Source organism: Bradyrhizobium sp. ORS 111, from assembly GCF_045571485.1.
Lineage (GTDB): Bacteria > Pseudomonadota > Alphaproteobacteria > Rhizobiales > Xanthobacteraceae > Bradyrhizobium.
In genome coordinates, this window is record NZ_CP120701.1 from 5,301,398 (window position 1) to 5,325,564 (window position 24,167).

23 protein-coding genes are annotated in these 24,167 nt (G+C 64.5%); 15 read left to right on the forward strand and 8 right to left on the reverse strand.

What is annotated here, in order from left to right; all coding sequences use genetic code 11:
* Nucleotides 1–149: 149 nt before the first annotated feature.
* Nucleotides 150–929 (forward strand): class II aldolase/adducin family protein, encoded by a 780-nt coding sequence (locus P6U30_RS24605; RefSeq protein WP_407165470.1) that lies wholly within the window; start codon nucleotides 150–152, stop codon nucleotides 927–929.
* A 186-nt stretch (nucleotides 930–1,115) separates the two neighbouring features.
* Here P6U30_RS24605 and P6U30_RS24610 read toward each other — a convergent pair whose 3' ends face one another.
* The 3 genes from P6U30_RS24610 to P6U30_RS24620 all read right to left on the reverse strand — a co-directional run bounded on the left by P6U30_RS24610 (nucleotide 1,116) and on the right by P6U30_RS24620 (nucleotide 4,878).
* Entirely contained in the window at nucleotides 1,116–1,652 is a 537-nt protein-coding gene (locus P6U30_RS24610) for an REP-associated tyrosine transposase (RefSeq protein WP_407165471.1), read from the reverse strand.
* A 110-nt stretch (nucleotides 1,653–1,762) separates the two neighbouring features.
* A complete protein-coding gene (locus P6U30_RS24615) occupies nucleotides 1,763–3,163 on the reverse strand; it encodes a M20/M25/M40 family metallo-hydrolase (protein WP_407165472.1) in 1,401 nt (466 codons plus the stop codon).
* 101 nt (nucleotides 3,164–3,264) lie between these two features.
* Nucleotides 3,265–4,878, reverse strand: coding sequence for a helicase HerA-like domain-containing protein (locus P6U30_RS24620; protein WP_407165473.1), 1,614 nt, complete (start codon nucleotides 4,876–4,878; stop codon nucleotides 3,265–3,267).
* 337 nt (nucleotides 4,879–5,215) lie between these two features.
* On the opposite strand from P6U30_RS24620, the gene P6U30_RS24625 reads away from it, so the two are divergent.
* The 11 genes from P6U30_RS24625 (at nucleotide 5,216) to P6U30_RS24675 (ending at nucleotide 16,343) form a co-directional block, all read left to right on the forward strand.
* Nucleotides 5,216–5,581: a DUF2267 domain-containing protein gene (locus P6U30_RS24625; protein ID WP_407165474.1), complete on the forward strand. Its 366-nt coding sequence runs from the start codon at nucleotides 5,216–5,218 to the stop codon at nucleotides 5,579–5,581.
* A 52-nt stretch (nucleotides 5,582–5,633) separates the two neighbouring features.
* Nucleotides 5,634–6,041, forward strand: coding sequence for a DUF4332 domain-containing protein (locus P6U30_RS24630; protein WP_407165475.1), 408 nt, complete (start codon nucleotides 5,634–5,636; stop codon nucleotides 6,039–6,041).
* Between the two features lie 78 nt (nucleotides 6,042–6,119).
* On the forward strand, nucleotides 6,120–6,977 hold the full coding sequence (folP, locus tag P6U30_RS24635) for a dihydropteroate synthase (protein WP_407165476.1): 858 nt from the start codon (nucleotides 6,120–6,122) through the stop codon (nucleotides 6,975–6,977).
* Nucleotides 6,974–7,354: a dihydroneopterin aldolase gene (gene folB / locus P6U30_RS24640; protein ID WP_407147387.1), complete on the forward strand. Its 381-nt coding sequence runs from the start codon at nucleotides 6,974–6,976 to the stop codon at nucleotides 7,352–7,354. The genes folP and folB overlap by 4 nt, the downstream gene beginning before the upstream one ends.
* Nucleotides 7,347–7,838, forward strand: a complete 492-nt coding sequence (gene folK / locus P6U30_RS24645) for a 2-amino-4-hydroxy-6-hydroxymethyldihydropteridine diphosphokinase (protein ID WP_407165477.1) — start codon at nucleotides 7,347–7,349, stop codon at nucleotides 7,836–7,838. The genes folB and folK overlap by 8 nt, the downstream gene beginning before the upstream one ends.
* A 108-nt stretch (nucleotides 7,839–7,946) precedes the next feature.
* On the forward strand, nucleotides 7,947–9,821 hold the full coding sequence (locus tag P6U30_RS24650) for a methylmalonyl-CoA mutase family protein (protein WP_407165478.1): 1,875 nt from the start codon (nucleotides 7,947–7,949) through the stop codon (nucleotides 9,819–9,821).
* The gene (locus P6U30_RS24655; protein ID WP_407147390.1) at nucleotides 9,818–10,288 is read left to right on the forward strand and encodes a GFA family protein; all 471 of its coding nucleotides are present in this window, start codon (nucleotides 9,818–9,820) and stop codon (nucleotides 10,286–10,288) included. The genes P6U30_RS24650 and P6U30_RS24655 overlap by 4 nt, the downstream gene beginning before the upstream one ends.
* A 39-nt stretch (nucleotides 10,289–10,327) precedes the next feature.
* Entirely contained in the window at nucleotides 10,328–12,487 is a 2,160-nt protein-coding gene (scpA, locus tag P6U30_RS24660) for a methylmalonyl-CoA mutase (RefSeq protein WP_407165479.1), read from the forward strand.
* A gap of 703 nt (nucleotides 12,488–13,190) precedes the next feature.
* Nucleotides 13,191–14,183: a methylmalonyl Co-A mutase-associated GTPase MeaB gene (gene meaB / locus P6U30_RS24665; protein ID WP_407165480.1), complete on the forward strand. Its 993-nt coding sequence runs from the start codon at nucleotides 13,191–13,193 to the stop codon at nucleotides 14,181–14,183.
* Entirely contained in the window at nucleotides 14,180–14,836 is a 657-nt protein-coding gene (locus P6U30_RS24670) for a pyroglutamyl-peptidase I (protein ID WP_407165481.1), read from the forward strand. The genes meaB and P6U30_RS24670 overlap by 4 nt, the downstream gene beginning before the upstream one ends.
* Before the next feature lie 136 nt (nucleotides 14,837–14,972).
* Entirely contained in the window at nucleotides 14,973–16,343 is a 1,371-nt protein-coding gene (locus P6U30_RS24675; RefSeq protein ID WP_407165482.1) for a TIGR03808 family TAT-translocated repetitive protein, read from the forward strand.
* A gap of 250 nt (nucleotides 16,344–16,593) precedes the next feature.
* On the opposite strand, the gene P6U30_RS24680 is transcribed toward P6U30_RS24675, so the two are convergent.
* The 3 genes from P6U30_RS24680 to P6U30_RS24690 all read right to left on the reverse strand — a co-directional run bounded on the left by P6U30_RS24680 (nucleotide 16,594) and on the right by P6U30_RS24690 (nucleotide 19,156).
* Nucleotides 16,594–17,073 (reverse strand): TIGR03809 family protein, encoded by a 480-nt coding sequence (locus P6U30_RS24680; protein WP_407165483.1) that lies wholly within the window; start codon nucleotides 17,071–17,073, stop codon nucleotides 16,594–16,596.
* Nucleotides 17,074–17,810: 737 nt separating this feature from the next.
* Entirely contained in the window at nucleotides 17,811–18,590 is a 780-nt protein-coding gene (locus P6U30_RS24685; RefSeq protein WP_407165484.1) for a hypothetical protein, read from the reverse strand.
* A complete protein-coding gene (locus P6U30_RS24690; protein WP_407165485.1) occupies nucleotides 18,587–19,156 on the reverse strand; it encodes a sigma-70 family RNA polymerase sigma factor in 570 nt (189 codons plus the stop codon). The genes P6U30_RS24685 and P6U30_RS24690 overlap by 4 nt, the downstream gene beginning before the upstream one ends.
* A gap of 353 nt (nucleotides 19,157–19,509) precedes the next feature.
* On the opposite strand from P6U30_RS24690, the gene P6U30_RS24695 reads away from it, so the two are divergent.
* Entirely contained in the window at nucleotides 19,510–20,658 is a 1,149-nt protein-coding gene (locus P6U30_RS24695; protein ID WP_407165486.1) for a GGDEF domain-containing protein, read from the forward strand.
* Nucleotides 20,659–20,717: 59 nt separating this feature from the next.
* Nucleotides 20,718–21,824, forward strand: a complete 1,107-nt coding sequence (locus P6U30_RS24700; RefSeq protein WP_407165487.1) for a DUF2336 domain-containing protein — start codon at nucleotides 20,718–20,720, stop codon at nucleotides 21,822–21,824.
* A 53-nt stretch (nucleotides 21,825–21,877) separates the two neighbouring features.
* Here P6U30_RS24700 and P6U30_RS24705 read toward each other — a convergent pair whose 3' ends face one another.
* Nucleotides 21,878–22,516, reverse strand: a complete 639-nt coding sequence (locus P6U30_RS24705) for an NrsF family protein (RefSeq protein WP_407165488.1) — start codon at nucleotides 22,514–22,516, stop codon at nucleotides 21,878–21,880.
* 2 nt (nucleotides 22,517–22,518) lie between these two features.
* Entirely contained in the window at nucleotides 22,519–23,064 is a 546-nt protein-coding gene (locus P6U30_RS24710) for a sigma-70 family RNA polymerase sigma factor (protein WP_407165489.1), read from the reverse strand.
* Nucleotides 23,065–23,389: 325 nt separating this feature from the next.
* On the opposite strand from P6U30_RS24710, the gene P6U30_RS24715 reads away from it, so the two are divergent.
* Entirely contained in the window at nucleotides 23,390–24,073 is a 684-nt protein-coding gene (locus tag P6U30_RS24715) for a hypothetical protein (protein WP_407165490.1), read from the forward strand.
* Nucleotides 24,074–24,167 lie beyond the last annotated feature (94 nt).

Consider the following 24,167-nt stretch of genomic DNA (forward strand, 5'->3'; position numbering starts at 1 on the left):
GCGCTCAGGCGCAGTGTCGGAGCATGATCGTTCCTGATCGCCGCAGCCGTCACACGACGGCATGACTGTCACGCCGGAGCGCGGCCTTGCTGGGGTCGGGCCGCAACGCTAGGCTTCCCTCGAACAGCCATCAACGGAGCAGATCGACCATGTCGCCAGCGGAAGCGCGCCTGAAGGAAGTGCCGTCGGATATGAGCGCAGCGGAGTGGGAGCAGCGGGTCAACCTTGCCGCCTGCTACCGCCTGGTTGCCCTCCATGGCTGGGACGATCTGGTCGACACCCACATCTCCGCCCGGGTGCCTGGACCGGACCATCACTTCCTGATCAACCCCTACGGCCTGATGTTCGACGAAATCACCGCATCGAGCCTGGTCAAGGTCGATCTCGACGGCAACCAGCTTTCCCAGAGCGAGTACAGCATCAATCCGGCCGGCTTCACCATCCACTCGGCGATCCACGAGGTGCGCGAGGATGCCGGCTGCGTGCTCCATCTGCACACGATCGACGGCACCGCGGTGTCGTCGAGCCCCGAGGGATTGCTGCCGCTGAACCAGACCGCGCAGCTCGTCACCCATGACCTCGCCTATCACGACTACGAAGGCATCGCGCTCGACCATGACGAGCGCCCGCGCCTGCAGCGCGACCTCGGCACCAAGAACCACATGCTGCTGCGTAATCACGGCACGCTGACGGTGGGCCGCTCGGTCGCCTCGGCGTTCGAGCGCATGTACCATCTGGAGCGGGCCTGCTCGATGCAGGTGGCGACCCGCGCGCTCGGGGCAAGCGCCTATCCGGTGGAACAGCAGGCGATCGACAAGAACACCGAGCTCTTGTCCAACCCCGACCGCGCCGAGCTGCGCTCGACCCAGCTCGTGTGGCCGCCGCTGTTGCGCAAGCTCGACCGGGTCAATCCCGGCTATCGCAGTTGAATTTTCACAATCTTCGCATAGATTAGCAGCAACACCCTCTGCACTATCGGAATCAAACGCCGCCCAATTCCGGGCGGCGTTTTTGCGTTGGGCGGGTGCTTCGCCTATTTGGCGTCCGCGAAGGCCGCGAGAATCCTCGTAGCTCGTAGGATGGGTAGAGCGCAGCGAAACCCATCATTGATGACATCACGACCGCTCGCCGAATGCCCCGTTCAACGTCTTTGCATCACCACCCCAATCGTCAGGGTAGATGCCGAGCTTGACCATGCGGTGAAACGACGAATAGGGCCAATCCTTCACCCGCTTCACAAGGCCATGCTTGAGCGGATTGATATGCACATAGTCAACGTGACGAGAGAAGTCGTTCTCGTCTCGAATCGTGTGCTCCCAGTACCGCCTTTGCCAGATGCCGCGCTCCCCTTTGGCGGCGCGGCTGTCTGAAATGACTTCGTCGCGGGGAATACCTCGGGAAAATCTCGATTTAATTTGTCGCCAACGGGTCGCATAGTCAGCATCTCTTTCCGGCAGGCTCCAGACGGTGTGGAGGTGATCAGGCAAGATGACTATCGCCTCCACCGTGAAAGGATGACGCCCGCGCGTCTCGCGGAAGGCGGCGCGCAATTGATCGACGTGCTCGGTCAGCAATCGCAGTCGCCGGTCCTCAAGGTTGACCGTGAAGAAGAAGCTGCCTCCTGCGAGGAAATTGCGGCGATAGGTGATCATTATTCACGACGGCGGCGAAGCGATGGGTTTCGCTTCGCTCTACCCATCCTACATTCCATTGAACGCCGCCCAATTCCGGGCGGCGTTTTTGCGTTGGGCGGGTGCTTCGCCTATTTGGCGTCCGCGAAGGCCGCGAGAATTCGCGCCCACGAGCGGATGCCCTTGTGGAAGCTCTTGAGATCGTACTTCTCATTCGGCGAATGAATGTTGTCGTCGTCGAGGCCGAAGCCGACCAGAACGCTGTCGAGGCCGAGCGTGCGCTTGAAGTCGGCAACGATTGGAATCGAGGCGCCGGAGCCGATCAAGAGCGCCTCCTTACCCCATTCGTCGGTCAACGCGCGCCGGGCGGCGGCGAGCGGCTTCATGTTCCAGTCGAGTGCGATCGCCGGCGCAACGGAGTGGTCGGTGAACTCCGCCTTGCAATCCGCCGGCAGGCGCGCCCTGACGTAATCGCGGAACGCGTGCAGGATCTTCCCCGGGTCCTGTCCCTCGACGAGGCGGAATGAAATTTTCGCCGACGCCTCGGCCGGGATCACGGTCTTCGAGCCTTCGCCGGTATAGCCGCCGATGATGCCGTTGATGTCGCAGGTCGGACGCGAGGACACCTGCTCGATCAGGAGCCTGTCCTTCTCCCCGGCCGGCACCGAGAGGCCGATCGGCTTGAGGAAGCTCTCCGGCGTCAGATTGAGCTTCTTCCACTGCGCCAGGATATCCGGTGGCAGATCCTTCACGCCGTCATAGAAACCGGCGATGGTGATGTGGCCGTTCTCGTCGTGCAGACCACCGAGGATCCGCGTCAGCACGCGGATCGGATTCTGCGCGCCGCCGCCGAACACGCCGGAATGCAGGTCGCGATTGGCGGCCTTGATCTTGACCTCGTCATACACCAGTCCGCGCAACGCGGTCGTGATCGCCGGTGTGTTCGGATCCCACATGCCGGTGTCGCAGACCAGCGCGAAATCGGCCTTCAGCTCGGCCTTGTTCGCCTCCAGGAACGGCACGAAGTTCTTCGAGCCGACCTCCTCCTCGCCCTCGATGATGACGGTGATGTCGACCGGCAACGACCCCGTCACCGTCTTCCAGGCACGGCACGCCTCGACGAAGGTCATGAGTTGACCCTTGTCGTCCTCGGCGCCGCGCGCGACGATGATCTTGCGGCCGTCGGCGTGGTCGGTGACCACAGGCTCGAACGGCGGCCGATGCCAGAGGTTCAGTGGATCGACCGGCTGCACGTCGTAATGGCCGTAGAACAGCACATGCGGGCGCCCATCGGTGCTGCCGGTGAACTTGCCGACCACGGCCGGATGGCCCGCAGTCGATCGCACCTCGGCCTGGAAGCCGAGCGCTGCAAGATCCGCGGCGAGATGACTGGCGGCCGCCTTGCAGTCCTTGGCGAAGGCCGGGTCGGCCGAGATTGACTTGATCCTCAGGAGCGTGAACAGCCGCTCGAGGCTGTTGTCGAAATCGGCGTCGATGTGGTCGAGGACCGGCTGCAGCTTGGCGTTGGACATCGCGGACATCCTGTTGGTGAACGTGGCACCAGGTTGTAGCCCGGCGGCCGCCGCAGGCAAAGCGCCGGGGCCGCACTCATCGTTGGGCGCAGCACGGGGCGCTATCGGCGCAGCAGTCCGCCGAGCGCACCGCGCACGAGCGAGCGACCGATCGACCCGCCGATGGAGCCGCCGACCGACTTGCCGAGATCGGCAACCACGCCACCGACCACCTTGTTCGTGACCGAGCGGGTGACATTGCGCGCGATCAACTGGCCGGTCGATAGCCGGCCACGCTTGACATTGGTCCCGAAGATCGCGCCGGCAATTGCGCCGATGTGACCGAGAATGCCGCCATCCTCCGTCCCCTCCGCCGGCGCCGCCGTTCCGGCGAGACGCTTCTGGATGATCTCGTAGGCGGATTCGGCGTCGATCGCGGTGTCGTATTTGCCCTTCACCGGGCTCGCATCCATGATCGCCTTGCGCTCCTCGGGCGTGATCGGTCCGATCCGTGCCGATGGCGGCCGAACCAGGATGCGCTCGACCATCGACGGCGTGCCGCCACCCTCGAGGAACGATACCAGCGCCTCGCCTTTGCCGAGCTCCATGATCACGCGCGCGGTGTTGAGCTTCGGATTGGGCCGAAACGTTTCGGCGGCCGCTGCAACGGCCTTCTGGTCACGCGGCGTGAACGCGCGCAGCGCATGCTGCACGCGGTTGCCGAGCTGCGCCAGCACCTTGTCCGGCACGTCGATCGGATTTTGCGTGACGAAGTAGACGCCGACGCCCTTGGAGCGGATCAGCCGCACCACCTGCTCGATCTTGTCCATCAGCGCCTTTGGCGCATCGTTGAACAATAGATGCGCCTCGTCGAAGAAGAACACCAGCTTGGGCTTCGGCAGGTCGCCGGCCTCCGGCAATTCCTCGAACAACTCCGAGAGCATCCAGAGCAGGAACGTGGCGTAAAGCCGCGGGCTCTGCATCAGCTTGTCGGCCACGAGAATGTTGACCATGCCGCGGCCGTCGCGATCGGTTCGCATGAAATCCTTCAGCGACAGCGCCGGCTCGCCGAAGAATTTCGTGCCGCCCTGGTTCTCGAGCACCAAGAGCTGACGTTGAATGGTGCCAACCGTCGCCTTGGACACGTTGCCGTAGCTTTGTGCAGCCTTGCGCAGCGCCGCCAGCGCATCTTCCTCGTCGTCGGCCGCCTTCTTGCTGCCGTCGGGGGCGATCGCATCGAGCAGAGCGCGCAGGTCCTTCATGTCGATCAGTGCGAGGCCGTTCTCGTCGGCGACACGGAAGGCAACGTTGAGCACGCCTTCCTGCACGTCGTTGAGATCGAGCATGCGCGAGAGCAACAGCGGACCCATTTCGGTGACGGTGGCGCGCACCGGATGTCCCTGCTCGCCGAATACGTCCCAGAAAATGGTCGAGAATTGATCCGGCTGGAAGGTCAGCCCCATTTCCTTGGCGCGCTTGACAATAAAGTCCTTGGCCTCGCCGACTTCGGAGATGCCGGAAAGATCGCCTTTGATATCGGCCGCGAAGACCGGGACACCGGCGCGCGCAAACCCTTCTGCCATGACTTGAAGCGAGACGGTCTTTCCCGTTCCCGTCGCGCCGGTCACAAGACCGTGCCGGTTGGCCAGCGCGAGCGTCAGCCACGCTGTCTCGTCACCTTTGCCGATAAAGATCTTCTCATCGGTATCGGCCAGTTTGTTGTCGGAAGTCGCCATCGCTTCGTCTCTTCGCGCAGATTAGATCGGCTTCAGTTACCGAACCGCAGCAATCATATTGCATCTTGCCGGTCGAATGAAACTGCCAGCGCGCGCTGACATCTATTGTCGCCCCGGAGGTTCCTCATACTTTCTTCCCTGTCGCGTGAAGAAAAGGATTGCGCATTGCGACAAGATGGCGTGAATCCGGCGCTCACTCTTGCATCGGTGCAACACTCACAATGCGATCGAAAAAGAAAGCCGACTGAAATGCGCGGATCGCTTGTAATTCGTGGCACAGGCGCTCAAGATGAATTGTTAAGAAGTATCCGGCAAGAACCGGATGAGGCGGGGCAAGATGGACGAACTGGTTGGACGGCTGGCCGCGAAGGCCGGCATCGATGGCGTTGTCGCTGAGAAAACCATCGGCATCGTCCTTGGTTTCCTCCGTAACGAGGGGCCTTCCGACAAAGTCCAGGCTCTCATCGACCAAATCCCCGGCGCCGAAGCGGCAATCGCCGCATCCAGCAACAGCGGTGGTCTATCGCGGTTGATGGTTGGCGGACTGATGGCCGTCGGCACCCGACTGATGGCGCTCGGCTTGAGCATGAGCGAAATTCAAAATGTCGCGCGTGAACTTTTCGTGTTCGGCCGCGACAAAATCGGAGCCGATCAAATGGGCGAGATCATCTCGGGGACGCCGGGCCTCAGCCAGTTTGCCTGAAGCACCTCTCACGCCTTGCCGATACGCTCCCTTCTACCTGCATACGAGTATCATGACATACCCCCTTTCCGAGATCGAAGGCCTGTCCCCCTATTGCGCAGCAAAACTGAAATCACAGGGTATCCGCACGACCGAAGCGCTGCTTGAAGCCGCCCGCACCGTCAAGGGACGCAAGGCGCTCGCGGCCAAGACCGGGATCAGCGAACAGCAATTGCTCGACTGGGCCAACATCTCCGACTACATGCGGATTCCCGGCATGGGCAGGGCGAAGGTCGGCCTGATGCGCGCCGCCGGTGTCACCACGGTGCGCGAGCTCGCGCACCGCAATCCGTCGCGGCTGGCGCAGAGCATGAAGGACGCCAATCTCAAGCGGAAGCTCGTCCGCGTCATGCCGTCCGAGAAGTCGGTCGAGCTGCTCATCGAGCAGGCACGCAAGCTGCCTCCCAAGATCACCTACTAGCCCGCCTGACGTCTCCAGGTCGCCACCCGGCGCCGGCCATGCCTTGACTTGCCGGCGCTGTCAGCGCAAAGCGACCGCATGATGGCGACCAAGCCCATAGCGTCAGCCGCGGCCGGCCCGACCGGACGCGCGCTGCTGCCGGCGTTGCTGTCCAAGCCCTATCCAGCCGTGATGGGCATCTTGAACGTGACGCCGGATTCATTCTCGGATGGCGGCCAGTTCATTGCACCCGAGCTGGCGCTGGCGCAGGCTCGCAAGCTGATTGCTGACGGCGCCGACATCATCGATATCGGCGCGGAGTCGACCCGCCCGTACGGCTCTCAGCCGGTCTCGGCAGACGACGAGTTGAAGCGGCTGAAGCCGGTGCTGCCCGACGTCGTCGCGCTCGGCGTGCCGGTCTCGATCGACAGCCTGAAGTCGGAGGTCGTGGCCTGGGCTCTCGACCAGGGTGCCGCGATCGCGAATGACGTCTGGGGCCTGCAGCGCGACAGCGGCATGGCCCCTCTCGTCGCCGCGCGCGGCGTGCCCGTGATCATCATGCATAATCGCGAGCAGGCCGACCCTACCACCGATATCATGCAGGACATCGCGGCGTTCTTCACCCGCTCGCTCGACATTGCGGCCAGGGCCGGCATATCGTCCGACCAGATCGTGCTCGATCCCGGCATTGGCTTCGGCAAGACCCACGAGCAGAGCATGAGGGTGCTGGCGCGGCTCTCCGAGCTCGACACGTTCCACCTGCCGGTGCTGGTCGGCGCGTCGCGCAAGCGCTTCATCAGCACGGTTGTGCCGTCGGAGCCGCAAGAGCGGATCGGCGGTTCGATCGCGGCGCATCTGATCGCCGCACAGAAGGGCGCCCGCATCATCCGCACGCACGATGTCGCGGAAACCGTGCAGGCGCTTCGGGTGGCTGCGGCAATCGAGGGACAGCAATGACCGATACGATCTTCATCACCGGGATCGTCATCCATGCCCGTCATGGCGTGATGGAACATGAGACCGAGGTCGGGCAGCGTTTCGTCATCGACCTCGAACTCTATACCGATCTCTCGGAGTCCTCGCGCACCGACCGCCTGTCCGATACCGTGTCCTATTCCAACGTGGTGGCGACCGCGACGTCGGCATTCAAGACCACCAACTACAAGCTCCTGGAGCGCGCCGCCGGCGCGGTGGCCGATGACATCCTCAGCGCATTTCCGCGCATCAGGGCCGTCAAGGTCACAGTCCACAAGCCGCACGCTCCGATCGCCGCGATCTTCGACGACGTCGGCGTGGTGCTGACGCGCTCACGGCATCCGCCGGCCCATGGCTAGCGTCCTGATCGCGCTCGGCGGCAATGTCGGCGACGTCCGCGCGACGTTCCGCAAGGCCATCGCCAATATCTGCGGCATGGCGCAGGCCGCCCTGCTGGCGCGCTCGTCGGATTATTCGACGCCGCCCTGGGGAGAGGAGCAGCAGCAGAGCTTCATCAACGCCTGCATCGAGATCGAGACCAGCCTCGATCCGCATGCGCTGCTGTTCACGCTGCACAAGATCGAGACCAGGTTCGGCCGCGACCGCGCCAACGAACGGCGCTGGGGTCCGCGCACCCTCGACCTCGACATGATCGCCTATGACGACATCAAGCTGGACAAGCCGGAACTGATCCTGCCGCACCCGCGCCTGTTCGAGCGCGCCTTCGTGCTGGTGCCGCTGGCCGAGATCGTTCCCAATCGCCTGATCGCCGGACGCCGTGTCGCCGACGCGCTGGCCCAGGTTTCCACCGACGGTATTTTCCGTCTGCCGGACCTCGAATAGGGTTCAACATCCCCAAAACAACTGTTTGGCTTGGCCGCCCGCCCGTGGCAATTTCCGGCCAAATCAGAGGGCCCCCCTCGCGGGGCCGGCGAAGGACATTTTGGGCGGATGACGACCACGACTGACGATTTGCGGCTGGCAGCGGATTTTCAACCGGCGACGTATGAGGACTGGCGCAAGCTGGTCGACGGCGTGCTGAAGGGCGCGCCGTTCGAGAAGCTGGTCGGCAAGACCTATGACGGCCTGAAGATCGATCCGATCTATCGCCGCGCCACCAACACCAGTCCGATCGCCGGCCGCGCCGCCGCTGCTCCCTGGCGGATCCTGCAACGGGTTGACCATCCCGATGCCGCACAGGCCAATGCGCAGGCGCTGCACGATCTCGAGAACGGGGCGACTGGCCTCGAATTCGAATTTGCAGGCGGTCCCGGCGCGCGCGACTTCGGTCTCGCCGACGCCAGCAAGCAGACACTGGCCAAAGTATGCGACGGCATCCATCTGGATGCCGGCGTCATGATCGCGCTGAACCCGGTGATCGGGCGCGAGAACGCCGGCGAGACGTTTGCCGACGTCGTGGAAGCCCGCAAGATCGATCCGGCCAAGCTCGACCTCCACTTCAACTATCAGGCGCTCAGCACAGTCGCGGTGCGGGGCGCCGCGGCTGCCGCCTGGGCTGACTACGAGAAGCCATTCGGCAAGGTGGTCAGCGGGCTGATCAAGCGTGGCTTCAAGGGACCGTTCGTGCTTGCCGATGGCCGTCCCGTTCACGACGCCGGCGGCTCCGACGTGCAGGAGCTCGCCTTCACGCTGGCGGTGGCGCTCGCCTATCTGCGCATGCTGGAAGCCGCCGTCATCGACCTCGATGCGGCGCGCGACGCGATCTCGTTCCGCCTCAGCGCCGACGCCGATCAGTTCCTGACGCTGGCGAAATTCCGCGCGCTGCGGCGGCTGTGGGCGCGGGTCGAACAGGCGTGTGGGCTTGCACCGAAGCCGATCTTCGTCAACGCGCAGACCGCCTGGCGCATGCTGACCCAGCGCGACGCCAATGTGAACATGCTGCGCGCGACCATGGCGACGTTTGCGGCCGGCCTCGGCGGCGCCAATGCGATCACGGTGCTGCCGCATACGCTGGCGCTTGGTTTGCCCGACGAATTCGCCCGGCGCGTCGCGCGCAACACCCAGCTTGTCCTGCTCGAGGAATCCAACCTCGCAAAGGTCTCCGATCCCGCCGCGGGTTCCGGAGGTATCGAGACGCTGACGTCGCAGCTTTGCGAGGCGGCGTGGGCGCTGTTCCAGGAGATCGAGAAAGCCGGCGGCGTCTTCCCGGCCCTCCAGCAAGGCCTGATCCAGAACAAGGTCGCCGCAACCCGCGTGGCGCGCGAAGCCAACGTCGCGAAACGCCGCGACGTGCTGACCGGCGCCAGCGAGTTCCCGAACCTGCACGAGGCCGACATCGCGGTGCTGGACGTGAAACCTGCTGCGCCCGCGGTCCCGGCCGATGCGACGATCAAGTTCGACGCGCTGGCGCCGATACGCCTCGCCGAACCGTTCGAAGCCCTGCGCGACAGGTCGGATGCGGCGCTGAAGGCGAAGGGTGCGCGGCCAAGGATTTTCCTGGCTAATCTCGGCACACCAGCGGAATTCACCGCACGCGCCAGCTTTGCCAGGAGCTTCTTCGAAACCGGCGGCATCGAGGCCATCGACAGCGAGGGCTTTGCCGACGCGGCGGCGCTAGCCAAGGCCTTCAAGGCCTCCGGCGCGGCCATGGCCTGTGTCTGCTCCTCGGACAAGGTCTATGCCGACCGCGCGGCCGACGCCGCCAGGGCCCTTCACGGCGCCGGAGCGAAGCATATCTATTTGGCTGGGCGGCCCGGCGACCAGGAAGCGGCGTTGCGGGCGGCCGGCATTGGTGAGTTCGTCTTCGCCGGCGGTGACGCGTTGGCGACATTGCGCGACGCTTATCGGCGGATGGAGCAAGCATGACGGCTGAGACACCGGCGAAAACCGTTCTGACTGGCGGCTGCCAATGCGGCGCCGTCCGCTTTGCCGTATCGGCGGCACCAACCCGGATCAGCATCTGCCACTGCCGGATGTGCCAAAAGGCCTCCGGCGCGCCGTTTGCGTCCTTCGCCGACATCGACAAGCAGGACTTCGCCTGGACCCGCGGCAAACCTGCCGCGTTCAAGTCGTCGTCAATCGCCGAGCGCGACTTCTGCGCGGCCTGCGGCACACCCTTGAGCTTCCGCCGCATCGACGGGCCGCGGATCGAGATCATGACCGGCGCGTTCGACCGGCCCGACCGGGTGGTGCCGACGCAACAATTTGGAACCGAGTCCCGGCTCGGCTGGGTGGTCGGTATCGCCAATCTGCCGAGCCACACGACGATGGAGAATTACGGACCGGAGAAGATGGCGACCATCGTCAGCCACCAGCATCCGGACCATGATTGAGGGACGTCGCAAGATGGTCCGAGTGATATGATGGACAGCATGAGCCGCATACCAAACTTCGCCGATATCGCTTTTGAGAAGGTCGGCGGTGCAGCGCCCACCACAGCGAATGCCGAGCCGTGGCTGACGCCCGAGGGCATCCCGGTCAAATCGGTCTACAGCGAGGCCGATCTCGACGGCATCGACTTCCTCGAGACCTGGCCCGGGATCGCGCCTTATCTGCGCGGCCCCTACCCGACCATGTATGTCAACCAGCCCTGGACCATCCGCCAATATGCCGGCTTCTCCACGGCGGAGGATTCCAATGCCTTCTACCGCCGCAACCTCGCGGCCGGACAGAAGGGCCTGTCGGTGGCGTTCGACCTCGCCACGCACCGCGGCTACGACTCTGATCATCCGCGCGTCTCCGGCGACGTCGGCATGGCGGGTGTTGCGATCGATTCCATCTACGACATGCGCACGCTGTTCGCCGGCATCCCGCTCGACCAGATGAGCGTGTCGATGACCATGAACGGCGCCGTGCTGCCGATCCTCGCGCTGTTCGTGATCGCCGCCGAGGAACAGGGCGTGCCGCCGGAGAAGCTGTCGGGCACCATTCAGAACGACATTCTGAAAGAGTTCATGGTGCGCAACACCTATATCTATCCGCCCCTGCCTTCGATGCGGATCATCTCGGACATCTTCGCCTACACCTCGCAGCGGATGCCGAAGTTCAACTCGATCTCGATCTCCGGCTACCACATGCAGGAGGCGGGCGCGACGCAGGACCTCGAGCTCGCCTATACACTGGCCGACGGCGTCGAATATCTGCGCGCCGGTCTCGCCGCAGGCCTCGACGTCGACCGCTTCGCGCCGCGGCTGTCGTTCTTCTGGGCGATCGGCATGAACTTCTTCATGGAAGTCGCCAAGATGCGCGCCGCGCGGCTGTTGTGGGCCAAGCTGCTCAAGCCGTTCAACCCCAGGGATCCGCGCTCGCTGTCGCTGCGCACGCACTGCCAGACTTCGGGCTGGTCCCTGACCGCGCAGGACGTCTTCAACAACGTGATGCGCACCACGATCGAAGCGATGGCGGCGACCCAAGGCCACACCCAGTCGCTGCACACCAACGCGCTCGACGAAGCGCTGGCGCTGCCGACCGATTTCTCGGCGCGCATCGCCCGCAACACGCAGTTGTTCCTGCAACAGGAGAGCGGCACCAACCGCATCATCGATCCCTGGGGCGGCTCCTATTACGTCGAACGGCTGACCCGCGATCTCGCCGCGAAGGCCTGGGGCCATATCCAGGAGGTCGAGGCGCTCGGCGGCATGGCCAAGGCGATCGAGGCGGGCGTGCCGAAGCTTCGCATCGAGGAGGCCTCCGCCAAGACGCAGGCGCGGATCGATGCCGGGCGCCAGGCGGTGATCGGCGTCAACAAGTACAAACCGGAGAACGAGAGGTCGATCGACGTGCTGAAGGTGGAGAATTCCACCGTGCGGCGGCTGCAGATCGACAAGCTCGCCCGGCTCAAGAAGGAGCGCAACCAGAAGGACGTCGACGCGGCGCTTTCGGCGCTCACCCGCGCGGCTGGCGAAGGCAATGGCAACCTGCTGGCGCTGGCGATCGACGCGGCACGAGCGAAGGCGACCGTCGGCGAGATTTCGGACGCGATGGAGAAGGTGTTCGGCCGGCACCGCGCCGAGATCAAGTCGATCACCGGCGTCTACAAGCGAGAGGCAGCGACCATGTCCAACAAGGTCGAGAAGGTTCAGACGCTGATCGACGCCTTTGAGGAAGCCGAAGGCCGCCGCCCGCGTATCCTGGTGGCGAAGATCGGGCAGGACGGCCACGACCGCGGCCAGAAGGTGATCGCATCGGCCTTCGCCGATGTCGGCTTCGACGTCGATATCGGGCCGCTGTTTGCAACCGCCGACGAAGCCGCCCGCCAGGCGGTCGAGAACGACGTGCACATTCTCGGCGTCTCGTCGCTGGCGGCCGCGCACCTCACCGCGGTGCCGGAGCTGAAGGCCGCGCTGAAGAAGCACGGCCGCGACGACATCATGATCATCGTCGGCGGCGTAGTGCCGCCGCAGGATTACGATGCGCTGTACAAGGCCGGCGCCGAGGCGATCTACCCGCCCGGCACCGTGATCTCGGATGCCGCTGAGGAGCTGATCCGCAAGCTCAACGCCCGGCTCGGCCATAGCGAGGCGGCAGAATAGCTCTGCGGCGCCATCCACAGGACTCGTCATGCCCGGGCTTGTCCCGGGCATCTTTGGTTCTAGCTAGGATGCTGCGATGAGTTGGCTTAGTGAGGCCGTACACCAGATCTCTTGGTCGAGCGCCCCCGCGCTGCCGAGTTAGACCAGCTTGTCGAAATAATGATCCAGAGAAGCCAGCGTGACTCGAAAGAGTGCTGGGCTGCCTTCGACAAGCTAACAGCCGCTGTCTCAAGAGAATTTGACCTGAGGCTTAGGTTTGAGAGGAAGCCGCAGGCGTTCTGAACTCCGTATCGTGGCTCTCCTCGGCGGGCTTGGCGTTCCAATCACCTGCTAGACTAGGCTTCATCAACAAGCCCTGCCGGTGCCGATCCGCCTTCCCATCGCCAATTCGTAGCCCGCATGAGCGAAGCGATATGCGGGGCCGGCTTCCCCGGGTATCGCTGCGCTCACCCGGGCTACGGGTTACAGCACGATTTCTGGATAATGGAAGAATGCCGCTGAGTTGCCCGACGTGTCAAGTTGCCTTGCCGAACGCCGGCTGCCGTCGGCTACTTTGCATGGGGTTGTTTTTCGATATTTTGGCAGTGCGCCCTTCGCAGCCATTCAACCTCATCGCCTCATGCGCTAGGCGCCATCAACAAGTCGTGCCGGTGCCGGTCCGTGTTCCCCTCGCCTGCCATGGCCAGCCGTTGTAAAGCAGGACATGACCGCATCGAAGCCTGCCTCTCCCGACATCCACGCCCTCGCCAGCGACCTTCGCGCCGGCCGGCGCGCGGCGCTGGCGCGAGCGATCACGCTGGTGGAGAGCCGCCGCAGCGATCACCAGGCCGCCGCGCGCGACCTGGTGCAGGCCCTGCTGCCCGACACCGGCAAGGCGGTGCGGGTCGGCATCACCGGCTCGCCCGGCGTCGGCAAGTCCACCACCATCGATGCCCTCGGCATGTTCCTGATCGAGCATGGTCACAAGGTCGCGGTGCTGGCGGTCGATCCTTCCTCGGCGCGCACCGGCGGCTCGATCCTCGGCGACAAGACGCGGATGGCGCGGCTTGCGGCCTCCGATCAGGCGTTTATCCGGCCCTCGCCTGCCTCGGGCACGCTCGGCGGCGTCGCGGCGAAAACCCGCGAGGCGATGCTGTTGTGCGAGGCGGCCGGCTTCGACGTGGTGCTGGTCGAAACCGTCGGCATCGGCCAGTCCGAGACCGCGGTCTGCGACATGACCGACTTCTTCCTGGCGCTGATGCTGCCGGGCGCCGGCGACGAACTGCAAGGCATCAAGAAGGGCCTCGTCGAGCTCGCCGACATGATCGCGATCAACAAGGCCGACGGCGACAACATCAAGCGCGCCAACCTCGCTGCGGCCGAGTATCGCAGCGCGCTGCACATCCTCGCGCCCCGCTCCGAGCATTGGCATCCGCCGGTTGAAACCTATTCGGCGTTGTCGGGCATCGGCCTCGACAAACTGTGGAAGAAGATCCTCGAGCATCGCACCGCGATGACGGCCTCCGGCGAGTTCGCCAGCCGGCGCCGCGAGCAGCAGGTGAAGTGGATGTGGTCGATCTTCGAGACTCGGATGATGGCGCGGCTGCGCGCCGACGCCGCGATCCGCGCCAAGGTCAAGAAGACCGAGGGCGACGTCGCCGATGGCCGCATCGCTCCCGCGGTCGCGGCCGAACGGATCGCCGAGATGCTGAGGTGAGCGAGAGCTTGCGCATCCTCATCACCGGCTTCGGACCGTTCCCGGGTGCGCCGTTCAACCCGACCATGGCACTGGTGAAGCGGCTAACCGAGCTGCGCCGTCCCGCCTTCGACGACATCGCGCGGACGAGCCACATCTTCGACGTCACCTATGCGGCGGTCGATCGCGAATTGCCGGAGTTGCTCGCAACCCATCGCCCGCAGGCGCTGCTGATGTTCGGGCTTGCCGGCCGCACCGGCCATGTGCGGATCGAAACCCGCGCCCGCAACGCGGTGACCACGCGCTTTCCCGATGCCGGCCGCCAGCACGCGCGCAAGGGATCGATCGCCGACGGCGCCGATGCGCACATGTTCGGGCCGCATTCCGAGAAGCTGCTGCGCGCCGCGCGCGCGACCGGCATCGATGCGCGCCTGTCACGCGATGCCGGCAGCTACCTCTGCAACTATCTGAGCTGGCGCGCGATCGAGGCCGTGGATCGCGACAATGGCCTCCGGCTGGCACAATTCGTTCACGTTCCGCCGCTCGCCCATGACGGAACAGCCGCGCGCGGCATGTCGACCATCACGCTCGAGCGGCTCGTCGATGCCGGCGAGGCCATGCTGATGGAGTTGGTGAAACTGACCCGGCAGGCCACCCTCACGGGCACGCACTGATCGCTGCACCGGGGGTTAACCCTACCGCCAACAATCGGCCCGCTGCGTCGGCGTGTTCACCATGCGTCTCCGTATTTCGCGTTACCTATCGGACGCGAACATCACCGCTCGCGAACTCTTGCGAGGGCCACGGAGCATGGACGTCAACCGCCGTCATCTGATCGGAGCATCTGCCGTCGGCGTCGCCGGTGCGCTTGCGATGTCGCCGGACGCCGCGCGCGCGGCGCCGGCGATTGGCTCGCTCGGCCGCGATGTCACGCAATATGGCGTTCGCCCCGACAGTCCCGACGATCAAACCCGAAATTTACAGCGCGCCATCGACGAGACCGCACGCACTCAGGTGCCGCTGGTGTTCCCGCCTGGCGTCTACCGCACCGGCCTCTTGCGACTTGCGCCCGGCAGCCAGTTGGTCGGCGTGCGCGGCGCGAGCCGGCTCGCCTTCACCGGTGGCGCGTCGATGCTCTCCGGTGAAGGCGCCGACGGCGCCGGCCTCTCCGGTCTGGTCCTCGACGGCGGCAACATCCCGCTGCCGAACCGGCGCGGCCTGGTGCATTGCCTGGCGGGGCGCGACATCCGCATCAGAGATTGCGAGTTCAAGGGCAGCGGCGGCAATGGCATCTGGTTCGAGCAGGTGTCGGGCGACGTCAGCAACAACATCTTCACCGACATCGCGAGCACGGCGCTGGTCTCGTTCGATGCGCTGGGCCTGAGCGTCGCGCGCAACACGATCAAGGGCGCCAACGACAACGGCATCGAGATCCTGCGCACCGCGATCGGCGACGACGGCAGCATCGTCGCCGACAACCGCATCGAGGACATCAAGGCCGGTCCCGGCGGATCAGGGCAGTACGGCAACGCCATCAACGCCTTCCGCGCCGGCAACGTGATCGTGCGCGGCAACCGCATCAAGAATTGCGACTATTCGGCGGTGCGCGGCAATTCGGCTTCCAATATCCATATCACGGATAACAGCGTCAGCGATGTCCGCGAGGTCGCGCTCTACTCGGAGTTCTCCTTCGAAGCTGCCGTCATCGCCAACAACACCGTCGACGGCGCCGCGGTCGGCGTCTCCGTGTGCAACTTCAACGAAGGCGGCCACATCGCGGTGGTCCAGGGCAACGTCATCCGGAATCTGGTCCCGAAACGTCCGATCGGCACCGCGCCCGATGATGATGCCGGCATCGGCATTTATGTCGAGGCCGATACCTCCGTCACCGGCAACGTGGTCGAGAACGCCCCCTCGTTCGGGATCATCGCCGGCTGGGGCAAGTACCTGCGCGACGTCGCGATCACCGGCAACGTCATCCGCAACGCCTTCGTCGGCGTCGGCGTCTCCGTCGTGCCCGGCGCAGGCACCGCGCTGATCAACAACAACATGATCTCGGAAACGCCCCGCGGCGCGGTGGTCGGCCTCGATCACGCCCGCGCCGTGACGACGGACCTGTCGGCCGGCGGGGCCCAGCAATATGCGCAGCTAATGGTCGGCTCCAACGCCGTCCGGCGTTAGCATGATGGGATTAGGTTGACCTGAAACAGCGCCGGAGTCACCTCTCCCTTGGGAGAGGTCGATTTGCGCAGCAAATCGGGTGAGGGGTTACGGTCTATCGAGAGCGCAAGGCCCTCACCCGGATTGCACCGCACGGACGATGCTCCGCATCGCCGAGCGCAATCCGACCTCTCCCCGATGGGGAGAGGTGAACCGAACCTCCGCGAGTCGATGCAACCCGAACTCATCCTGCTTTGGCTGAGGCGCCGGCTTACAGCATGTTGCGCAGCAACGGGTAGCGCGCCTGGATCGCGTTGAGATCGAGCACCGGCGGCACCGGCATCTCGAGCGGCGGCGCGTCGGTCACGGCGGGCGCCTCCTCCATCACCTCGGCGGCCGTCTCGAGCGCAGCCGTCATGGCTGTCATCGTGGAGTTCGCGAAGGTCAAGACCTCCGGCTCGCGTTCCGCCGGCAGGGTGAGGCGCGGCGGCAATTTCGGGCGTCCACGGCCGAGCCACGACAGATCGATCGGCGAGTTGTCGAGCGAGGCTTCGCGCGACAGGAGCTCGCGCCAGGTGTCGACCGCGGCCCTGGCTTCCCTGATGTTTTCGAGAAAGCCGTCCTCGGTGTGGTAGCGGCGCCAGCGCCCGGTCTCGAACAGCTCGGTGAGGTGTTCGAGCCGTTGCTCGGCAAGGTTGCACCAGCGCGCAACGATCTCGTGACCTCTGGCCACGTCGGTCCGATGTGTCATTCAATTTGCCCGTAAGCAGAGAAAACGGACGCAGACGCAACCGAACCGAATCAACTTGAGGCGACCGAGATATTCTGTGGAAAAGGTAAATAAAGTCTAACTAAATTCTTAATTTGAGAACGCCGACGAGGGAAGTCCGCTGCACTACGGAGTTGCTTGCCTGTCCATGGTCGAGTCATGGGCTGGCATGATGCCGATGTGTCGCGCGTCTGCGATGCGTCGTGCTTCTGAAGAGAGTGCGGCTGGCCGATCAACCGCGGTGCCTCGTGATTGATGGCGATGCAATCGCCGCCTGCATCCGAGCAGTCATCGCATGGAGCACACCCCAAAAATGGAAGACCCGTCCGGGGGGACAACCGGACGGGTCAAAGCCATATGGGCGCTTGGGGTGGATGGGCGCTCGCGCCTGATATAGCCGGGGAGGGATAACCGCTCCCACAGAGATAAGTCGTGACAGGAACGTCGACGTTCAAACCCCCGGCGATCTTTTTTACTTTTCGGTCTCGAGGTTCCGTTGCATCAGCCGGTGCGTACAACGCCAAAATCCCCGCGAAGCAGCTTGATTTTGCGTCGTTTGCAGCGGAATCGTCGATGTCATCGACGGCGTTGCGACATTCGGCGCGCGGACTCACGGAAGTGTTATTGAAAGCTGCAAGACCATCGGCGACTGCGACGGAATCGCACACACTGCCCTGTCCGTTGTTGTTGGGAATTGACGTGCGGCTCAATGCCGACGGCTACGGCGCTTCGGCCGCGGAGCTGACGATCTTTTCCTTCTGTAGCCTGGCGACCAGTGCCGCGACGTCGCCCTGCGACATCGCACGGTTGCCGAACTGCAGACGAAATAGCCCACCCTTGGCGCCGTCGACGATCGAGGCCTGATAGCTGTCGAGCAATGCGCTGATGTCGGCGATCTTGGCATCCGGCGTGAAACGCACCAGCACGCGCGACGAGGCTGCTGCCGGGGCAGCGGACAAATCGCGGGTCAAGGGCGCGCTGCGCTCGGCCATCTGCGGTGGCGCTGGCGCCGGGCTGGAGAGGTCACGGGTCACCTGCGCGCCACGCTCGCTCTCGTCGAGTGAGGCTGTCTGAAATGACGTCGGCTGGCTCCGCATCAGCACCGTGCCGATCACACCTGCCTGCAACAGCACCAGGATCGCACCGAGGGCGGACGACCAAGCCAATGTCCGCGGCGACAATTTCGCGAAGAACTCGGAGATGCCGGTCGACATGCGCGCCGTGATCGACGGCTTGCGCTTCGGCTCGGCATCGATCGCCGCAAACAGCTCCCGCATGGCGCGCATCGAGGGCGCGCCGAGGCTCTCGTTCAGGCGAATGGTCTCTGCATATTCCTCGCGGACCACGGCATATTGCCTGGCCAGTTCCGGATCACGGGCGAGCGCATCCTCGACACGGCGCGCGTCGCGCGCGTTCAGCGTGCCGGCCGCGTGCCAGGGCAGCAGCAGCTCGATATCGCCCGGCTCCTGATCCAGCACCTTTCTGTTCGCTGCCATCATGGCCAACCTCGCTCGATGCCGGCTACCTTCAGCAACTCGGCAAGTTTCTTGCGTGCGTAGAACAAACGCGTCTTCACCGTGTTCTGCGGAATGCCGACGATTTCAGCGACGTCTTCCACGGATTTCTCGTGATAATAGACAAGATCGACGATCTCCCGGTGCTCCGCCGAAAGTGCCGTCAGGCACCTGCGCAACGCTTCACCGGTATCCTTCTTCTGCACCACCGTTTCCGGATCGTCGGACGTATCCTCGATCGCGTTCGCGGCCTCATCGTCCAGTTCGGCGTCTTTCCTGCGCCGCAGCGCGGACAACGCCTTGAACCGGGTAATCGCCAGGAGCCAGGTTGAAACGGCGGATCGACCCTCGAACTTGCCGGCCTGACGCCACACGTCCAGGAACACCTCACCGATGAGGTCTTCCGCCACCTGTTCGTCCCGCACGAGCCGAAGCCCGAAACGATACACCCTCACATGGTGCCGTCCGTACAGCACCTGCATAGCGAGCCGGTCGCCTTGAGCGATCCTGGCGATCAGAAGCTCGTCCGAAGCCGCCTGTGTCGCGCTCAATGGCCGTCTCGCAAAGTTGGTCTGAGGGGGATGGCCCGCGGTTCGACGCGCAAGCCAAGATTCTTCACATTACGGCAATGCTCGAATTGCATGTGTGATCTACACCACTGACGAGCTTCCGAGCGCAAAAAAATTCAGCGGTATCATAATAAAGTCCTCAAGGCCACGCTTGGGGGCCAGGGCCGCCTGCAAGCTCATGCCGGCGCGCGCCGCCCAGCCGGCCGGCAAGGGGATTTCCCTTACGAAAACAAGGGCGAGACCGCATTCCAGTCCGGGCGGATTCGGTTCCAAAAGATACCAAACCTAAAGGCTTTCCCACATAGATTTTGCCGGATTTCACCAATGGCGAGACCATGGCCGGCGCTGCGTCGTCATTTCTCGGCCCGATCGCGGGCGTACTGGACGGCGACCGTCCCAAGCTGACAGCCGAGCGTCTGGCGCTCCGGGCCAGGCAGCGACGCCAAATCCAGGCGATGATCGCCGGCTGCTATTTGCTCGATGCCGTCGTCCTGCTGATCTACGCCCATGCCGGTACCACCAGCATCGGAGTAGCGGCTGGCTACGCGCTGACCGGTATGGCTTTGGTGGCGATTTACGTGCTGCTCTCCGAGCGCGGCTTCCACGAGCGCTTCCGAGACCACTATCTCGTCACCCCGCAATCGGCCATCAACATGGTGAACCTGCTGGTGTTCACCTACATCGCGCCGGAAGTCGGCGTGCTCTTTCTCTGCAACCTGTTCGTCGTGTTCGGCTTTGGCGCGCTGCGCATCTCGGCGCGACAGACCGCCATCGTCTGGACCGTCATGGTGATGGGCCTGGCGGCGCTGTTCCTTGCAACCGACAAGCCGATCGGCATGCCGTCGGGCACCACGGTCGAGCGCCTTGCCACCATGCTGGTGTTCGCGCTGACCATCGGACGCTGCATGTGCCTCGGCATCTTCTCGAGCTCGATGCAGCAGTCGCTGTATCAGAGCGGCTTGAAGCTCAAGGAGGCCTATCGTCGGATCGAGGAGCTCGCCGAGCTCGACGAACTCACCGGCGCGTTCAATCGCCGCAGCATCGTGCGCATGCTCGACGAGGAAATCGCACGCTGTGGCCGTAACGGCAGCTCCTGTGCCGTCGCGCTGATCGATCTCGACCATTTCAAGCGGATCAACGACGTCTACGGCCATCCGATCGGCGACGAGGTGCTGCGAACCTTCGCCATCGGCATGTTCGCCAATCTGCGCAGCATCGATCGCTTTGGCCGCTATGGCGGCGAGGAATTCCTGCTGGTGCTGCCCGATCTGTCCCAGGATCAGGCCATGCGCGCACTGCAGCGGCTGGGCACGATCATCGCCGATCTCGACTGGAGCGCATTCTCGCCGGGCATGCAGGTGACGATCTCCGCAGGCGTCACCGCGCTGCGGCCGCGCGAAAGTGCCGACACCCTGCTCGCCCGCGCCGACGGCGCGCTTTACACAGCCAAGGCCCAGGGACGCAACCGCATCGTGGGTGCCTGATCGCTCCCGTTCAGCAAACAGCGCCGGAGAAACCGTCGCCATCGCTCCAGGATAGAGTCATGAGTTCGAAGTCCGCGACCGCCCCCGCAAGCCTGCTCGACGAGCTGCAGGCGACGCTTGCCCACGGCACCGTTGCGCGCCGCGTCGAGACGTTGCGTCGCGTGACCGACCTCTTCATCAACGGCTCGGTGGACTATTCGGACGAGCAGATCGGCCTGTTCGACGACGTTTTCCAGTGCCTGCTCGAGCACATTGAAAGCTCAGCCAGAGCCCTGCTCGCTAGTCGGCTGGCCCCGATCGACACCGCGCCGCCGCGGACGATCGGCACGCTCGCCTTCGACGACTTGATCGAGGTCGCAGGCCCGGTGTTGGCGCAGTCGATGCGGCTCGACGATGACACCCTGATCGAGACGGCGCGCAGCAGGAGCCAAGCGCATCTGCTGGCGATCTCGACCAGAAAAGCGCTGAGCGGCGCCGTCACCGACGTGCTGGTGCTGCGCGGCAATGACGAGGTGATCCAGAGCACAGTGAACAATCCCGGCGCGGAATTCACCGAGCGTGGCTTTACCCGCCTGGTCAGCCGGGCCGAGGGTGATGACAATTTGTCGACCTGCGTCGGCCTGCGCCCGAGCATTCCGCGGCACCTTTATCTCAAGCTGGTCGCGAAGGCCTCCGATACCGTGCGGCAGCGGCTCGAGGCCGCCAATCCGCAGCAGGCCCAGGAGATCCCAATCGCGGTGAAGGAAGCGACGCGACGCGCGCGCTCGGCCCCCGGTGCCGTCACCCGCGACACCGCCATCGCACATGCCCTGGTCAAATCGCTCTACCAGGACGGCCGGCTCGACGAATTCCAGCTCGCGGCGTTCGCCGAGGCCGGCAAGTTCGACGAGACCAACGCCTCGCTTGCCGCGCTCGCCAACGTCACGGTCGGCGTCGCCGAGAACATGATGATCGAAAGCCGCGCCGAGGGCGTGATGATCCTTGCTAAGGTATCGGGCCTGTCGTGGTCGACGGTGCGCGCCATCTTCAATCTGCGCGACGACATCTCGGGCGGCGAACCGACCGACCTCCAGGCATGCAAGGACACCTACGAGCGGCTGCGGCCCTCGACCGCGCAGCAGGTGCTCCGTTTCCATCGCATGCAGCAGTCCGCGCCGGCCGCCTGATCACTGATGTGCCGTAGATAGGCAACGGGCCCTGGTCCCCCATTCTGCGATTTTCAATATCGCAGCACCCGCCGTCCCGCGAATGCGCCAACGGTGGCGACGATCGCGGTTGCGAGCGTGTACCAGGTCGCGACGAACAGCGGCGAGTCGTCGGTGCAGTGCGAGGCATAGATCGTCGCCGCCAATCCCGCCGACAGCATGCCGGCCACCGCGCCGGCCACCGCCGGCCGCGACGGCGCGCCCTGCCTCAACCCATATAGCGCGCCCGCGAGCAGCGGCAGCGACATCGCGGGGATCGCGGACATGCAGGCCGTCGAGTTCTTGCCGATCAGCCGCGTCATCATCGGCGCGCGTTGCGGCATCATCATCTCGCCGCTGATGGCGGCAACGAGAATGCCGGCAGGGACCAACAGCCACCAGCCGAAGCCGCGCAGCGAGGCTTCGGGCCGCGTCAGGTGCAGGCTGACCGCGATCGCGGAGGCCGCAAGCGCCAGCGTGACCGCGAACTTCAGGTCGAAGAATGGATTGTGCATCGCCGTCATCACGTCGGGGCGGACGCCAAGCTCGGCAAAGAAGATCAGGAGCGAGACTGGAGCCGCGGCGAGCAGCGCCAGCATCAGCGCAAGGCCGATCGGCCGCGGACGGTAAGCATTGTCGGCCGCCAGGGTTCGAATGAGTTGATCGGTATCCATGCTCATCGGTCCCGTAGTTTCGCAGTGAGGCTCGCCAGCCCGCGATGCAGCGCAACCCGCACCGCGCCCTCGCTCATCGAGAACTTTGCCGCTGTGTCCTTGATCGAGGCGCTGTCGACCGCGATCGATTGCAGCACATCGCGCTGCCGCGCGGGCAAGGTCTGCAATTGGGCCGCCACCTCGCTCGCCGACGCGGTCGGCTCGGGTGTTTCTCCGGGCAAAGTCTCGGCAAAGTCGTCGATGTTGACAAAGACGCGCTTGCCGCGGCGGCGCAGCGCATCGATCAGCTTGTTGCGCGCGATCGCGAACAGCCAGGGCGCAAATGGCGCGTTGCTATCCCACGTCTGCCGCTTCAAATGCACTGCTAGCAGGATGTCCTGCACGATGTCCTCGGACTGATCGACCGGTTGTCCCGCGCGCGCCAATCCCCGGCGCGCCGCGGCGCGGAGCACGGGCGTGATGGCCTTGAGCAGGCGATGATACGCAGCTTCATCGCCTGAAATGGCCGACCGCATCAGGCCGGTCCACTCGTCCTCACGTTCCCGCACGCCTGCTCCTGAGTTGCAATTCGGTCGATCTTTCAATTCGTTACGCGAGGTCCGATTACATCACGAATTCGTGATAAGAGGCCCCGGCAAGATGGCCGCGACGACCGGTTGGCAGAATCGCTCCTGCGGTTGTCCAAAGTTCTCGGCTCATAACACCGATCGGACCGACAAGCATCGGTGCGGCTTTCGATGATCAGACCGCGACGGCGGAATTGCCCAGCTTTCGCCCATGGAGGCCCGAAGATTCCCTTTTTCTGCCCCGGTGTGGACACGCAGCGGGGTCTCATTTCTCCCCCAAGGGCAGGCGAATTGGGGAGATAATCAAATGAAAATCAAAGCCAGCGGGTGCTTGGCCTTGATGGCGGCGACAGGGTTCCTCGCGTGTGTCTCAGGCTCGATGCCGGTACGCGCGGCCGGTACGGACACCACAGCATCCAAATCTGCGAGCGCGACCGCTGACAAGCCGGTCCGTCAGACGGCGCGGCGCAGCAAGCACGATGCCGGCGGCAAGTCCGCCAAGACCACCGACACGTCCGACAGCAAGAAGGCGGCCAGCAGTGACGTCAGCAACGCCGGTAGCGTCACCTCAACAGGGATTCCCGCCTCCGTCGCCAACGCCAATGCAGAGCTAACGTCCGGCGGCAGCAATGGCAACGCCTCAGCCGCCAAGGCCGGTTCGACGCTCGTGGCGGCCGACAGGCCGGCCGACGCGCAGCAGCCTGCCGCCGATAGCAGCGTGGTCGCGTCCGATCAGCTCAACGAGGTGGATCGCGGCCTGCAGCAGGCGCAGCCGGCGGAACGACAGCAGCCGGCCCAACAACAGGCAGCTCAGCCCGAACCTGCGCCGGCGCAGCCGCAAACCGTGGCGATGGCCGCCTCCGGGGCAGCGCCGGTTCTGGCCAGCGACGAAAGCTCGGCCTGGGATCAAACGTCGCTGATTGGAAAGATATTCATCGGTTTCGGCGCCCTGCTCACGGTGGCCTCCGCTGCGCGCATGTTCATGGCGTAAGCCGGGCGCCGCCGCTTGTGCGGCACGGGTAGCGCCGCACCGCCTTTCGGCCACTTGAAGCGCATCCCGCCAGCGGGCACATTGCCGGGCAAAT